13 protein-coding genes are annotated in these 14,334 nt (G+C 59.3%); 3 read left to right on the forward strand and 10 right to left on the reverse strand.

All coding sequences use genetic code 11. From position 1 onward, the window contains the following. Positions 1-65 precede the first annotated feature (65 nt). The 3 genes from ACTG3X_RS04660 to ACTG3X_RS04670 all read right to left on the reverse strand — a co-directional run bounded on the left by ACTG3X_RS04660 (position 66) and on the right by ACTG3X_RS04670 (position 1,335). Positions 66-563 carry a MarR family winged helix-turn-helix transcriptional regulator gene (locus tag ACTG3X_RS04660; RefSeq protein ID WP_439110071.1) on the reverse strand — a complete coding sequence of 166 codons (498 nt, stop codon included), beginning with the start codon at positions 561-563 and terminating at the stop codon, positions 66-68. 117 nt (positions 564-680) lie between these two features. Beyond that, the gene (locus ACTG3X_RS04665) at positions 681-938 is read right to left on the reverse strand and encodes a succinate dehydrogenase assembly factor 2 (protein ID WP_439110072.1); all 258 of its coding nucleotides are present in this window, start codon (positions 936-938) and stop codon (positions 681-683) included. A gap of 7 nt (positions 939-945) precedes the next feature. After that, a complete protein-coding gene (locus ACTG3X_RS04670; protein WP_439110073.1) occupies positions 946-1,335 on the reverse strand; it encodes a helix-turn-helix domain-containing protein in 390 nt (129 codons plus the stop codon). Positions 1,336-1,422: 87 nt separating this feature from the next. Between ACTG3X_RS04670 and ACTG3X_RS04675 the strand changes: the two genes are divergently transcribed. Beyond that, entirely contained in the window at positions 1,423-2,628 is a 1,206-nt protein-coding gene (locus ACTG3X_RS04675; protein ID WP_439110074.1) for a pyridoxal phosphate-dependent aminotransferase, read from the forward strand. Between the two features lie 15 nt (positions 2,629-2,643). Beyond that, positions 2,644-3,045, forward strand: coding sequence for a hypothetical protein (locus ACTG3X_RS04680; RefSeq protein ID WP_439110075.1), 402 nt, complete (start codon positions 2,644-2,646; stop codon positions 3,043-3,045). Positions 3,046-3,047: 2 nt separating this feature from the next. Here ACTG3X_RS04680 and ACTG3X_RS04685 read toward each other — a convergent pair whose 3' ends face one another. The 3 genes from ACTG3X_RS04685 to ACTG3X_RS04695 all read right to left on the reverse strand — a co-directional run bounded on the left by ACTG3X_RS04685 (position 3,048) and on the right by ACTG3X_RS04695 (position 5,278). Then, positions 3,048-3,704: a DUF3047 domain-containing protein gene (locus ACTG3X_RS04685; protein ID WP_439110076.1), complete on the reverse strand. Its 657-nt coding sequence runs from the start codon at positions 3,702-3,704 to the stop codon at positions 3,048-3,050. A 65-nt stretch (positions 3,705-3,769) separates the two neighbouring features. Next, positions 3,770-5,143, reverse strand: a complete 1,374-nt coding sequence (locus ACTG3X_RS04690) for an MATE family efflux transporter (protein WP_439110077.1) — start codon at positions 5,141-5,143, stop codon at positions 3,770-3,772. 9 nt (positions 5,144-5,152) lie between these two features. Then, positions 5,153-5,278, reverse strand: coding sequence for a hypothetical protein (locus ACTG3X_RS04695; RefSeq protein WP_439110078.1), 126 nt, complete (start codon positions 5,276-5,278; stop codon positions 5,153-5,155). Here ACTG3X_RS04695 and ACTG3X_RS04700 point away from each other — a divergent pair. Beyond that, positions 5,277-6,032 (forward strand): lysophospholipid acyltransferase family protein, encoded by a 756-nt coding sequence (locus tag ACTG3X_RS04700; protein WP_439110079.1) that lies wholly within the window; start codon positions 5,277-5,279, stop codon positions 6,030-6,032. The two genes, ACTG3X_RS04695 and ACTG3X_RS04700, sit on opposite strands and share 2 nt — an antisense overlap. On the opposite strand, the gene ACTG3X_RS04705 is transcribed toward ACTG3X_RS04700, so the two are convergent. The 4 genes from ACTG3X_RS04705 to ACTG3X_RS04720 form a co-directional block, all read right to left on the reverse strand. Further along, positions 6,029-7,216: an HlyD family efflux transporter periplasmic adaptor subunit gene (locus tag ACTG3X_RS04705; protein ID WP_439110080.1), complete on the reverse strand. Its 1,188-nt coding sequence runs from the start codon at positions 7,214-7,216 to the stop codon at positions 6,029-6,031. The genes ACTG3X_RS04700 and ACTG3X_RS04705 overlap by 4 nt on opposite strands. Beyond that, positions 7,213-9,426 (reverse strand): ATP-binding cassette domain-containing protein, encoded by a 2,214-nt coding sequence (locus tag ACTG3X_RS04710; RefSeq protein ID WP_439110118.1) that lies wholly within the window; start codon positions 9,424-9,426, stop codon positions 7,213-7,215. Before ACTG3X_RS04710 ends, ACTG3X_RS04705 begins: the two co-directional genes overlap by 4 nt. A 275-nt stretch (positions 9,427-9,701) precedes the next feature. Then, complete coding sequence (locus tag ACTG3X_RS04715; protein ID WP_439110081.1) at positions 9,702-10,934, reverse strand: TolC family protein; 1,233 nt, start codon at positions 10,932-10,934, stop codon at positions 9,702-9,704. A 155-nt stretch (positions 10,935-11,089) separates the two neighbouring features. Further along, positions 11,090-14,278, reverse strand: coding sequence for an Ig-like domain-containing protein (locus ACTG3X_RS04720; protein ID WP_439110082.1), 3,189 nt, complete (start codon positions 14,276-14,278; stop codon positions 11,090-11,092). Positions 14,279-14,334: the final 56 nt, after the last annotated feature.

A 14,334-nucleotide genomic window follows, 5' to 3' on the forward strand; every position in this document is an offset into this window, starting at 1 on the left:
AAGGGCGCACTGTTGCCAGTGCACCCTCTTTGCCAGCCCCCCGTTTTAGGGCGCTGAAACCCGCCTCAATAAATATAACGGATCTGATCGGCCCAATACCGCTCCACCCGTTTGAGGGCGCTGGTGATATCTTCCAGCCCCTCGTGGCTGAGAACCTGCCGGCTCACCAAGCCCTCTGCGTGGCGCGCAAAAAGATCGGCCACAACCGCGTGGATCTTGCGGCCCTCGGCCGTCAGCTTGACGCGCACAGAGCGGCGGTCAATCTCGCAGCGCTGGTGGTGCATATAGCCCATCTCCACCAGCTTCTTGAGATTGTAGCTCACATTCGAGCCTTGATAGTAACCGCGGGTTTTCAGCTCCCCCGCGGTGACCTCGTTATCTCCGATATTGAAGAGAAGCAGCGCCTGAACTGCATTGATCTCCAAAACACCGACACGCTCGAACTCGTCCTTGATCACATCTAACAGGAGCCTGTGCAGACGCTCGACAAGTGCGAGCGCCTCCAGATACCCCGACATGAAGCTGGCTTCAGGTCCATTTCCTACTTGCATTTGAAAGCTCATTCTTTGTCTCCGTCGAAACTGCTCGAGGAGGAACCTGAACCAAAATGCCGAAAAATCAGTTAAATGCTGGGGCGAATGGATAAAATGCAACACACATCGGCCAAAAGCCGCGTTGGTCTAGCGGGCGTCAACGTGCTGGGCGATCTCTTCAATCAGCTCCGATAGGCCTTGTGGCGCTGGCGTTTGCCCGCTCACCCACTGGTACAAATCCTGATCATTTTCATCAAGCAGCGCCTCATATAAATCGAGTGCGCTCTCGCTCATTTTGGGCAAATGCGCCTCACTAAAGCGCATCAAGATCAGGTCCATCTCTTTAATACCCCGCCGCATGGAGCGCATTTTGAGCCGTTTCAGCCGCGTCTCGCGTGATTCCATCACCACCTCAGTCAACCCAAGTCCGCAGTTTTTTCTCCAGCGCCCCCAGTCTGTTGGCCGTGCGCAGTGCGCGGCTCTTCAAGTCTACAATTTCGGCCAAAATCTCGTTCATGTCTTTCTCTTCACGTGAGACATCCTGCACAGGGTCAACGCCCTCGCCGGTGCCATCCAGAAGCCACATCATGGACACATTGAGAAGCCCCGCCAACATGCTGAGCTTGTTGGCGCGGGGCTCGGCCATGTCATTTTCCCAGTTGCGCAGCGTGACCAGCTTCACACCGAGGCGCTTGGCAAGCTGCTTCTGGGTCATCCCCGCCGCTTCGCGCGCGCCAGCAACACGGTCCCCAAATGTCGATGTTTCCGGGTCAAACCAATCTTTGGTCATCTCTTCAGACATAACTCTCCTATTCCGCCGATCTTTCTTGATCAGCCTTCAACTGCAACCTAAGACGTATACAACCCAATGCAAACTAGGTTTCTGCCAATGTCCTTTCTTTCTAAGACACTTTCACGCGTCAAACCGTCACCCACCATCGCCATGAGCACAAAAGCGGCCGAGCTCAAGGCCGCTGGCCGCGATATCATCAGCCTCTCGGCGGGCGAGCCCGATTTTGACACACCCGATCACATCAAGGCCGCCGCCATTGCCGCGATCAACGCGGGCAAAACCAAATACACCGCCCCCGACGGCATCCCCGAGCTGAAGCAGGCGGTTTGTGACAAGCTCGCGCGCGACAACGGGCTGACATATACGCCCAAGCAGGTCTCCATCGGGACAGGCGGCAAGCAGATCCTCTACAATGCGCTCATGGCCACGCTCAACGCGGGCGATGAAGTGCTGATCCCTGCGCCTTACTGGGTGAGCTACCCCGATATGGTCCTGCTCGCAGGCGGCACACCTGTCATTGCCGCCGCCAAAGCCGAGAACGCTTACAAGCTCACGCCCGAAGAGCTCGAGGCCGCCATCACGCCCAAAACAAAATGGTTTATCTTCAACTCCCCCTCCAACCCCACAGGCGCGGGCTACACATGGGACGAGCTGAAAGCGCTCACAGATGTTCTGCTGCGCCACCCCCATGTCTGGGTCATGTCCGATGATATGTACGAGTTCCTCGCCTTTGACGGCTTTGAATTCTGCACACCGGCACAAGTCGAGCCGCAGCTCTATGAGCGCACGCTCACCTGCAACGGTGTCTCCAAGGCCTACGCCATGACAGGCTGGCGCATCGGCTATGCAGCTGGCCCCGAGCCGCTCATCGCCGCCATGCGCAAGATCCAGTCACAGTCGACCTCCAACCCCAGCTCCATCTCGCAGTGGGCCGCGCTGGAAGCGCTGAACGGCAGCCACGACTTTATCGCCGAAAACAACGCGGTCTTCACCCGCCGCCGCAACCTTGTGGTGGACATGCTCAACGCCTGCGAAGGCATCACCTGCCCCAAGCCCGAGGGTGCCTTCTACGTCTACCCCTCCATCGCAGAGCTCATCGGCAAGGTTACAACGGCAGGCACTCTCATTGACACCGATGAAGCCTTCGCAACCGCGCTACTGGAAGAAACAGGCGTGGCCGTGGTCTTCGGGGCCGCCTTTGGCCTTAGCCCCGCCTTCCGCATCAGCTACGCGACGTCGGATGAAGCATTGGTTGACGCCTGCACACGAATCCAGTCATTCTGTGCCTCACTCAGCTCTTAACGATTAAGGCACTCAATGGTCGCCGAACTCCCGCCGTATTATTTCCGCGTCCGTGACAACGGCGCTTTCGTCTTTCGGGTTGATACCGAAAACCGGCAGCGCCGTATCGAAATGGACCAGATCGCTGTGGTCAATATCCGCAACGGCGAGATCAAGCCCCATGGCGGGCGGGAGTTATCACCCGAGGATATGGCCGCAATCGAGCAGTGGATGGATGAGCGCACGCGCCTGCTCGCCTACCGTGATATCGACGATATCCACCGCGCGGTGGACTACCTCAACACCACGACCCAATGGGCGCAGTCAAAGGCCACCGACGCACAACTTGAAGCCGTCACAGACGCCTTGCTCCTCGCCATGCACGATCTGCGCACAGTCCTCGTGCGCAAAAAAGCCGACAGGCTGATGGACAGCTAAAGTTATTTGACCTGAAGATCGCTCAGCCGCGCCGCGATGCGGCTGGCGGTGTCATCACTGTCCGCCGAGACAGCCAAACCCACCAGCGCCTCGGCCGTGCCGCCAAAGGCGCGCGCATAGTCAGCGGCGAGGTCCACCCGCTCGCTATGCGCCCCCGTGCCCGCCCCGCGCAACACAACCGTCTTGCCGCGCGCGCCAAGGTACGGGCTGTCAAGCTGCGCACCGCGCCTATGCGACCCGCCCCAGACATACACAAGCACGCGCACAGCCTCGTTGCCCAAGAGCGTGCTGATCTTGGCGCCCCTCAGCCGCTCGGCCTCCGCACGCGGCAAAAACACCGCATACAGCGCGATGTTGCGATCATCGCCGCCTTTCAAGCGCAAGTCAGTCGCAGGCACAGAGCGTTCAACAGCCCAAGACCACGCCGCCGACTGGCTGCCCCAAGCCGTTTCAGGCAAAGGCTTATAGATCAGCGACACAGAGCCATCAGAGCCAATGCTCAGGTTCCGGCCCTCATAACCGTAAGAATTGCGCGAAAAGAGCGAGAATTTCTGATGCTTCCAACCCGTGTCAAAGCTGACAGCTTCGGCCTTGGCCGCTATCGGAGCCAGAAAGGCCAATACCACAACCGAGACATATCTGAAGAAACCCTGACACATGATCGACCCTTTACCAGCTACGCAAACCGCCCGTGAAGCCTAGCCACCGCAGCGTTGAAAGCAAATCACCCTTGCTCGCCTGCTCTCACGCTTGAGTGATCAGCCGCAGGCTGCCAGCGCAAAAACCGCCAGATCAGCAGCACCGCCGCCACCGCAAGCCCCAAAGCAAGGCCCAGCCAGATGCCAACGCCGCCATAGCCAAGGCTGATCCCCAGCACATAAGAAGCAGGCACACCGATGATCCAATAGGCCACACCGGCAATCAGCATCGGCACGCGCGTGTCTTGCACGCCGCGCAGCACCCCAAGCGCCATGACCTGCGCCGCATCGACCAGCTGAAACAGTGCCGCCGCCGCCATAAGGCCCACGCCAATGGCCATCACCGCAGGCGCATCAGGGTCGGTCGGGTCCAGAAATGCCGAGAGCAAAACTTCAGGGATCGTCAGAAAAATCACAACCGCCACAACGGCGACAACCGCAGACATGGCAAAGACAGTGTAAGCCCCATGGCGCAAGCCACTAATATCCCCGCGCCCATAGGCCCGCCCCGCGCGCACCGTCGCTGCATTGCTCAAGCCCAGATGCACCATGAAGGCCAGCGAGATCACCTGCATCGCAATCCCGTGCGCCGCCAAAGGCAAGGTGCCAAGCCAGCCCATCATCACAGAGCTCGCTGCAAACAGCCCCACCTCGGCCAGCGCCGTGATCCCGATAGGCCAGCCAAGGCGAAACACCTCGCCAAAGGCCTCCCAATCCGCCCGCCAGAAGCGCACAAAAAGCTGGTGCTCGGGCGTCGCGATCTGGGCATAGGCCACGATCAGGACAAACGAGAGCCCCTGCACCACAAGCGAGGCCCAGGCCGCCCCGACAATCCCCAGTTCGGGCGCGCCCCAGTTGCCAAAGATCAGCGCATAATTCACCAGCGCATTGGCAAAGACAGCCGCAACCGTAATCCAGAGCACCGCTTGGGTCTTTTCAAGGGCCGCCAAAAAGCTCTTCAGCGTCATCACCATCAGCGCAGGGAAGATCCCCCAACCGGCGATGGCCAGATAATCAGCGCCCATAGCCGCAAGCTCGGGTGTCTGACCAAGTGCCACAAGCACAGGCTCCGCCCAAAGAAACAACGGCATCACCGCCATGCCAAACATGATCGAGGCCCAAAGCCCCATCCGTGTGGTGCGCCGCGCGCCGCGCTCGTCATTCGCGCCCTCGGCCTGCGCCACCTTGGGCATGACAGCCCAGGCAAAGCCCGACCCGAAAATGAAAAAGACAAAAAACATTGTCCCCGCCAGCACCTGCGCAGCCAGCGCATCCACGTCGTACCAGCCGAGCATCAGCGTATCGATAAGTGTGATAGACATCTGCGCCACATGGCTGCCCACAAGGGGCAAGCCAAGCACAAGATAAGCCTTCAAATGATCACGCGTTGTGTATTGCATCCAAAAGGCTTACGCGGCAGCGCGCGCGGGAGCAAGCTTTGAGAGGCTGCAAAAGCCGTTGAGTTCATCCGCTGATTGCGCTTTAGAGTTTGCCATGGCGCCCAACGCGTGCGCAGTTTCAGCAAAGGCGTCCATGTCACATTCCTCCACTCCGCTTGAGCCACGCGCAATACGGCTCATCAAACGCACAGCGCTCTGCGTCTTTGGCCCGTTCTACTTTCTCTACATCGGCTTTGTGCCGCTCTTGTGCGCGCGTCGCACAGGCTTTCGCGGCTGGTACTGGCGCACTGTAAAGCGGGCTTGCACGCGCCTGCTCTGGCTCCTCAGCATCCGCGCCGAGATGAGCGCGGCCGACAAAGCCACGCTCGCGGGTGACGTGAACAGCCTGATTGTGATCAACCACCGCAGCCACCTTGACGGTTTCACGCTGATGGACACTGTCCCTGATGCCAAATGGTTTACCTTTGCCGCCAAGAAGGAGCTCTGCGATGCAGCGCTCTTGTCTACGGGCTTTAAGGGCGCAGGGCTGGTTGAAATTGACCGCGCCAGTGGCAAAATCGCCATGCAGACGCTCTCGCAAGCCGTCAAAGACATGCCGCCGCGCCGCTCTGTTGTGCTCTTCCCCGAAGGCACACGCGTGCGCACAGCCTCTCTGGGCAGCTTCAAAGCAGGCGCGGTTGTTGTCGCGCGCGCAACAGGCCGTAGCATCCGCCCCATCGTGATCCTGAACTCCGACAGCCTGCTCCCGCGCGGCAAGTTTGCCCCCAAAAGCGGGGTGATCACCCTCAAGGTGCTGCCCGCGTTTCACTGCGATCTGTCAGCCACTGTCGAAGAAGACCTCGCCCGCCTTCACGCTGCCATGTCGGCGGTGTTTGACGCAGGCGTTTAAGGCTCGCGGAAGGCTTCACGGCTCTTGTAAAGCGGCTTGAGAAGATAGGTCAGCACCGTCTTTGAGCCTGTGTGCAGCTCCACGTTGGCCTGCATCCCGGGGCGGATCTCGATCCGGCTCTGGCGCGCGTTGAGCTGGCTCATATCGACCTTCACAGTCACCTTATAGTGCGCCGAGGCCTCAGGGTCGCGGGCGTTGTCGTCCTTAAACGTATCCGCCGAGATCACATCAACCGTGCCCTTGAGGCTGCCATAAATCGTGTAGTCATAGGCCGAGAGCTTCACAGTGGCTTCCTGCCCACGGCGGATGTTGGCAATATTCTTGGGTGGCACGCGCGCCTCCACAAACAGCTCCTCATCCAGCGGGATGATCTGCAAGATCTCCTCACCGGGGCGCACAACGCCGCCAATGGTGGTCACAGCCAGCCCGTTGACGATCCCGCGCAAAGGCGAGCGCAGCGTGGTGCGGTTGAGCTGGTCCTGGCCTGCTTTCAGGTTCTGGCGCAGCGTCGCAATCTCTTTCAAAGTGTCCGAGTAGTCTTGCGCGCGCTCAAGCTCTGTCTTGGTGACAATATCATCATAGCGGATCTTGGCGTCCGCATGGGCCTTGCGCGCCCGCGTCACCTCGATCAGCGCCACGATCTTCTTTTTGAGAAGGTCTTCCATCAGCCGCTTTTCCTGACTGGCCTGTTCCAGCACGCGCGCAGCGCCCTCTTTGGCGGTGTTATATTCGCTCTGGCGCGCCACCAGAAGCGCGCGCTCGGAGGCCACGATCTCGGGGCTGCGCAGCTGCAAAGCCTCAGGCACACCAAATTCGTTCAAACCGTTCAGCTCGGCTTCAATACGGCGGCGGCGGATATCCAGCGCGATGATCTGGTCTTGCAAATCATCCACCGAAGACTGGAACTGCGTCCCGCGCAACTGCGCCAACACATCCCCCTCATTGACGATCTGGCCTTCCTTAACCATCAGCTCCGCCAGAATACCGCCCTCAAGGTTCTGGATGATCTGGGGGCGCGAGGAGGAAATCATCTCGCCATCCGCGCGCACGATCTCATCGACCCAGGCAAAGGCGGCCCAAAGAATAAAGATCAGCACAGTCGCAGCACAAAGCCAGATCAAAAGGCTCGGCCCTCGCATCCTGACGCTCAACTGGCTTGAAAGATTGGTCGCATCCACACTCATGCGGCACCCCCTGCTGCGCTCTTGTTCAGATGCGCCAAAACCTGATCGCGCGGGCCATCAACGGCCATACGCCCGCTCTGCAAAATCACGGTGCGGCTTGTGAGCTGCAAGATCGGCACACGGTGCGTGGCAATCACTGCGGTGCGCCCCTTGAGCCATGTCTGCAAGCGGTCCACCAACACTTTCTCAAGCGTCTGGTCCAGCGCTGCGGTCGGCTCGTCGAGCAGGCAGATCGACGGGTTCTGCAACCAGAGGCGCGCCCAGCCGATAGACTGACGCTGGCCAATAGACAGCCCCGCCCCACCATCGCGAATATCCAGATCAAGCCCCTTGGGGTGGTTCTTCACATATTGCCCAAGCCCCGCAAAATCGAGCGCCTCAAGCAAGCGCCCGTCATCGCGCTCCAGCATATTCAGGTTGAGGTTGTCGCGCAGGGTGCCTGCAAAGAGCTTCACCTCCTGGCCAAGATAGCCGATCATCCGGCGCATATCGCGCGGGTCGATCTGGCCCATCTCCATCCCGTCAAGCAGCACACGGCCCTGCGTGGGCGCATAAAGCCCTGCCAACACCTTGAGCAAGGTCGACTTCCCCGAGCCGTTCGAGCCAAGCACAGCCACAGCCTCACCAGCCTTCAGGTGCAAACCCGCCACATCAAGCTGCGGTCTGCCGCCATCCTCGTACTGAAAGCGCATCTCGTGAATTTCATAGTCGCCCGTCAGCGTCTCGCGGCGCAAATAGCTGCGCCCCTCGGCGCGGTCTTGTGGTGCATCGGCAATCGCATCAAGCCCGTCAAGCGCCGCTTTCACATTGCCCCAACGCGCCATCGTGCCCGCCAGCTGCGTGAGCGGGCCAAGCGTGCGCCCTGTCAAAAGACCCACAGCAATGATCGAGCCAACGGTGAACTGCCCGGCAAACACAAGATAGGTTCCAAGGATCACCGCGCCCACATAGGTGGCCTGCTGCACGCCCTGGCTCCAGAACGTAAGGACCGATGCAAGCTGGCGCTGCTCGCTGGATTTGAGCGCCGACAAAGCGGTCAGCTCTTCCCAAAGGCGGCGGATGCGATCTTCCGAGCGCTGTGTCTTCACAGTGTCGAGCTCAAAGATCGTCTCATGCAGCATACGGCTTGCCTTGGCGCTCGCCCCTTGCGTCTCTTTGGTCAGGCGGATCATCTTTTTCTGGAGGAAAAACCCGGGCAAAACCATCAGAAGACCGCCAAGGACGAGCACCCAGACGACGTTTCCTGCGATGGAAGCCACCAGCAGGAGAAAAACAAAAATAAACGGAATATCCGCCAGCGCGCCCACAGTGGAGGCCGTGAAAAACTCGCGCACAGAGCCGAATTCACGCATCGAGCTGAAAAGCTGGCTCGGCTCCTGGCCTGCCCGCTCACTGCGCATACCCAGCACACGATCCATCAAAAGCTTCTGCACCCCAAGCTCGATCTGGCGCCCCGCCCCGTCCATAAGACGTGCGCGCGAAATCTTGAGCAGCGCTTCCATCACAATCGCAAGCCCCGCCCCAGCGGCCAGCACCCACAGGGTGGCCTCGCTCTGATGCGGGATCACGCGGTCATACACCTGCAAGCTGAACAGCGCGACCGCGACAGCCAGCAAATTGGCCACAAGCGAGCCAAGCACGATCTCGCCAAACTGCTTCTTGAAGATACCAAACTGCCCCCAGAACCAATGCGGCGCACTGCTTTTGGGTGTATGGGCTTTGCTGATCTGCGTCAGCTGCGCTTCCGCCTTCACAAGCTGGCCCGAGAAATAGGGCTCGAACTCCCCGAGGGGCACAATCGCGCGGTTGTCCGCACAGGTCTTGTCATAAATCACAAGCGCGCCGTCTTCTTCGCCCATCACAAGCAGAAACTGCCCACTTGTCATAAGCGCCAGCGCAGGCCAGCTCGCATTGATAGAGTGGCTCACCGTCTGAACAGAGGCGTTCAGCCCTTGGGCCTCAAGTGCGCGCACCAAAACAGAGGGCTGCACATCATCTGCCGCACTCACACTTTGCTCGATGATCTCGACAATGTCGCGCGCCACAGTCTGCACACCCAGAATACCGGCATATGTTGCAGCAAGCTCGGCGCGTGTTTTGGTGCGCTCGGTTTTGCTTGCAGGCTTGGGCTGCGCCACGGCAACAGGCGCTGTATTCGCCGCTTTCGTCTCCAGTTTCACAGGTTTGATCTGCCCGAGCGCGGGCTTCATGACAGGCGCAGCAGCTTGCATGACCGCCACCGCTTTGGGCGCAGTGGCGGCCACTTTCAGGCCCCGCTCCGCCGCCCGCTCGGCAGCCACTTTGGCCGCGCGCGCCTCATCGTTTTCAACCCGCCGCTCAATACGCGGCTTCACCGTCAGACCTGACATCCGCTTGCCCTCAGGCGCAGCCACAGAGCCCGCGACCGGCCCCGCCGTATTGGCCGAGGGCTTCAGCTTGGCTTTTCCGCCAGCCTTGATTGTCAGCGAAAGCGGCTTCTTCTGGGTCAAATGTCGCTCCCGTCCGCCAAAAGACCAAGGTCTTTGGCCATATCAAGCCGACCCCGTGCAAGGTCATATTTGAGGCCGATCTCGGCCTGCGCTTGCGCCGCATAGGTCTCATAGACCCCGACCACATCCATAACCTGCCGCTGGCCGGCATCATACTGGCGCTGGAACAGGTCAAGGTTGGCCTTGGCCCCCGCCGTAAGCGCGGCGGCTTCGGCCAGCTGGCGGTTCAACGCCGCAATCTCGGCCTCTTGCTTGGCCAGACGGCGGTTTGCCTCTTCCTGAGATTGCGCCACACGGCGGCCTGCGGCCTCTTCGGTGGCCTTGATAGCTTCAAGGCTCGCGCCCATGCCGATCCCGATTGCATTTGTCGGCGCAACAGAGCCCGTGATCCCGCCACCGCTTGTATCGGCCGAGGCTGTCACCGTTGGCAAATAGCCGGCGCGGTCAATCTTGGCATTGGCCACAGAGCGGCTCTTTTCGGCCTCCGAGAGCAAAACTTCCAGAGGCTGGGCTGCCGAGCGGCTTACAGTGAGTGCGCTGACGCCCTCAACCCCGTCAAGTTTGCTGACAGACATGGCGTTCAGCTCGGCCACAGCGGCTTTTGCCGTCTCGCTTTGCGAGCTGAAATCTGCCTGCATCTTGGCCAGCTTCAGGCGGATCACGCTGAGATCCGACATATCAGACACCCCGCCTTTGACCCGCTCGGTCATGATCCACTCAAAATGCTTCATATCCTTCAAAGCCGCGCTCAGCGTGGCCTCGTTCTCGCGGGCTTCCTGGCCACGCAAATACAGCATCAGTGCGGTGTGCACCCGCTCGTTCGTATCAATCACAAGGTTCACAGCCGCCACTTCAACATCGGCTTTGGCAAACTCGCGCTCGGCTTTCTTGCGCCCGCCCGAGTACAGCACAGCATCCACAACAATGCTTGCCACCGCATCGCTCAGGGATGTCAGCGAAATACTTGGCCCCAATGTGGGCAGCCAGTTCTTGGATTGCGCTTCAGCGCGCAGCCGTGCGGAGCGCAGCTCGCTCTCGGCAGCGCGCGAATTGGCCGCCAGAACAGGTGTCGCCACCCGCTCAAAAGAGCTGCCCGCAGGCAAAATGCTCTGGCGGGCCTGCAGCGAGGAAATCACAAGAGAGTTGGCCGCTTCTGTCTGGCGTTTTTCGGCGACATCGGTGTCAAGCAAGCCCGTCTTAAAGCGGCTCACTTCGCCCCCGTCTGACATGCAACCGCCTGCCAGTGTTATCATCAGTAATGCACTTGTGGCCCTTAGGCCTAAAAGGTTCTGCCCCATGGATCGCCCCGTTTTTTATTAGGCGTTATAATTGTGGGTGAGACAGGGCGCGCAAACTGCCTGTGCGCGCGCCCCGCTCTTTCGTCTTAGATGACGACGTTAATATCGTCGTCGATCAATACAGTCGCATCCTCGCCAAGCGTGTAGACATCATAGGTCTGGCCATCTTCCGTGACCGTGCCAGTTGTCTTCACAGCACCGGTAATGGTGACAGTGTCATCACTCCCGCCATGGATTGCCAGCGTGTCGGAGTGCTCGGCAAAGGCTTCAACCTGATCAAGCGAGAGCGTGAGGTTTGTATCTTCCGCAAAGGTCAGATCAATCGCCTCGATCTCAAGGCCGGAAAGCTCCGGATTCACTCTCACCATGTTGATATCGGAGTTGTTCGGATCATCCAGCGCCATAAAGGTGCTCGAAACGTTGCCCGCATCATCCGTGGCCGAAACAACAAGGTGCGAGCCGTCAGGAACAATGCTGTCAAACCCGAAGACGTTATTGGCGCCAATGCGCCCAGCATCGCCCTCATCAGCAATCTGCGTCACGCTGTTGTCCTGCGCAACTTCGTAAACAACTTGCGTATCAACACTGTCCTGAACCCAGACAGCTGCATAGCCGTCATCTACGCTCGTTTCCGCAAAGATTTCCGGCGCATCCGGCAGCTCTGCATCAATCTGGATCGTCTGCCTGATGGTGTCTACGTTTCCAGCAAGGTCTTTGGCATGCACGATGATCTCGGGGTCATAATCTCTTGCCTCAAACAATGATGCAGGAAGCTCAAGCGTCCATGCGCCGTCTGTCACCTCGGCCCCATAGAGCTCGCCACCGAATTCAACCGTCACTTCAGACCCGGCCTCAACCTGCCCTGACAAGACAATCCCGTCGCTGATCTCTGCCGCATTATAGACAGCCTGACTGCCCTCAAGCACGGCACCGCCCTCAAATGTGTTCACAAGCGTGTCATAGCTCACTTCTTGGGTGATAAAGTCGGCGTTGCCGTTTTTGTCCACAATATCGACGCGCAGATCAAAGGTATCCTCGCCCTGAGGCAGCATCCAAGTCGGCACCGTCACTGACCAATTGCCATCAGCATCAAAGTCCGCAGGAACCGAATTCCGCCCGATCGTGATCATGACAGAGGCCGCGCCCTCTTCCATTGTGCCGGAAAACTCAACGCCATCAAGCCGCTCAAAGCTGTTGATCACATTGTCGCCTGCCACTGTGGCCTCCGAAAAGTTCATATCCCGGACAACCGTGTCAAACTCGACCGACCCGCTGACTTCGCGCACGTTCCCCGCCGCATCGGTCGTTGTGGCCGTGATCGGCGCATGAAACTGTCCATCCTCGAGCTGACCGGGCAGGAAGTCGGCTTCCCAGGTCCCATCCGCAGCCGTTCTCACAGTCATCGTCGCGTCACCAAGCTTCACGTCGATCATATTGCCCGCATCCGAGGTACCACGCACGGTCACACCGTTGCTCGCCTCTTCTGCGTTTACAATGTTGTTGCCTTCAATCGGCGCGCTGCTCAGCGCGAGCGAACCTGCGACGTTGTCGATCACAACATCCTGACGCAACTCGCTTGTGTTCATCGCCAGATCTGTCGCCGTGGCCACCATTGTGTAGGTGCCCCCGTCCGACTGTGGCAGCTCGCTGGCCGCAAAGCTGATGCTCCAGTTGCCGTTGACCACCTCGGCAGGGCGCGTCATGCCCGCAAATTCAACCATAACAGTCGACCCGGCTTCAACCGTGCCACCAAAGTTTACACCGCTTGCGTTGGCTTCTCCACCACTCACAACACCATCCTGACCACCTGTCGTGGTATTGATGGCATAGTTCTCGACCAGCGTGTCAAACTCGACAGTGCCTGTCGTGCTTGACGGGTTGCCGGCTGCGTCAATGGCCGTCACAACAATATTTCCGGTGTAATCGCCAGTCTTCACCTGAGCCGCGTCATAGGTGACTGTCCAGCTGCCATCGGCCGCCACGGTGGCTTCGCGCACCACGCCGTCAAGGCTCACCATCACTTCGGTCGAACCCGGCTGGCTTGTGCCTGTCAAAGTCACACCGTCCCCGTACTCGTCCCCGTTGATGACACTGTCATCACCCGCGTTTGAGCCGCCAAAGGTCACGTTGCCCAGCGTGTCCACCGCGAGTGTTTCCACCGCAGTTGTCGAGTTGCCGTAACTGTCTGTCGAGACGATGGTCACATCGGTTTCATAATAGTCGCCCGCTGCGATCTCGCTTGACGAGAAGCTGACAGACCAGCTGCCATCTTCGCCCACAACGGTCTCATGCGTCACACCTGCAATCGTAACAGTCAGGTCGGCACCTGCCTCGCCCGATCCGCTGATCTCGATCCCGCCCTCGGCGCTATGGCCAGCCGCATTGATCAGATCATCGGTTGATTTCACACCTTCGCTGACGTTGATCTCGGGGCCCGTCAAATCGATCGTGATGCTGGGGCCATCAAGTTCTGTAACCGTGCCACCTTCTTCGCTCACAACCACATCAACAGTGTACTCCCCGTCTTCAGGGAAGGTTTCGCCCTCAAATGTCGCCGTCCAGGCCCCCTCGTCATCAGGCTGCACCGTGACTGTCTCGTCTCCGATCGTCACCGTCACATCAGAGCCCGGCTGCGCCGTGCCTGTAACGCTGATGGTTTCTTCGGCATCCGTGACATCGTCACCACCGATGACAACAGACCCGTCATCCACAGTCGGCGGAACATAGGCAGGCGTTCCGCCGCCGCCACCGCCGCCAATACCGCCGATCACACCAGCGCCCCCGGCCACAGCCGCCGCCGTTCCGAGGCCGCCACCAAGGCCGCCCAGCAGCCCGGCCGCGCCCAACATCGAAACTTCGTCTTCCTGCCCCATGGCAGCATGCGCCACCTCGGTGCCATCGACAAAAATCAGATCATCGCCTGCGCCGTATTTGCCCCAGGTCTCGGCCACACCATACTGGCCGTAAAGCTCGCCGTTGGCGCCATCCACCAACGACACTTCGCTGATATATGTATCCGCCGAGACATAGAGCTTCGCCACGGGCGTGCCGGATGCATCAAAGAAATTTTCCAAAAGGATCACGCGCCCATCGGCCAATGTGATCTCAAGGTTTGTGCCCGCGCGGCCATAGCGAACAATGTCGCTCTGACGCAGATTGAAAGAATATTCCCCACCCGCGCTTGCTTGAATTGCTGTAAGATTTTGGTCCGCCGAAACGTTCCCACGATCAACCGAACCCGTGCCACCACGGGCAACGAAACTAATAGGTTTCATGACACCACCATTTTGCCTCAAATACGCGACGTCATTAATTGCGCCGCTTTTATGCC

The organism is Lentibacter sp. (genome assembly GCF_965658795.1).
In the GTDB taxonomy this organism is placed as follows: domain Bacteria; phylum Pseudomonadota; class Alphaproteobacteria; order Rhodobacterales; family Rhodobacteraceae; genus Lentibacter.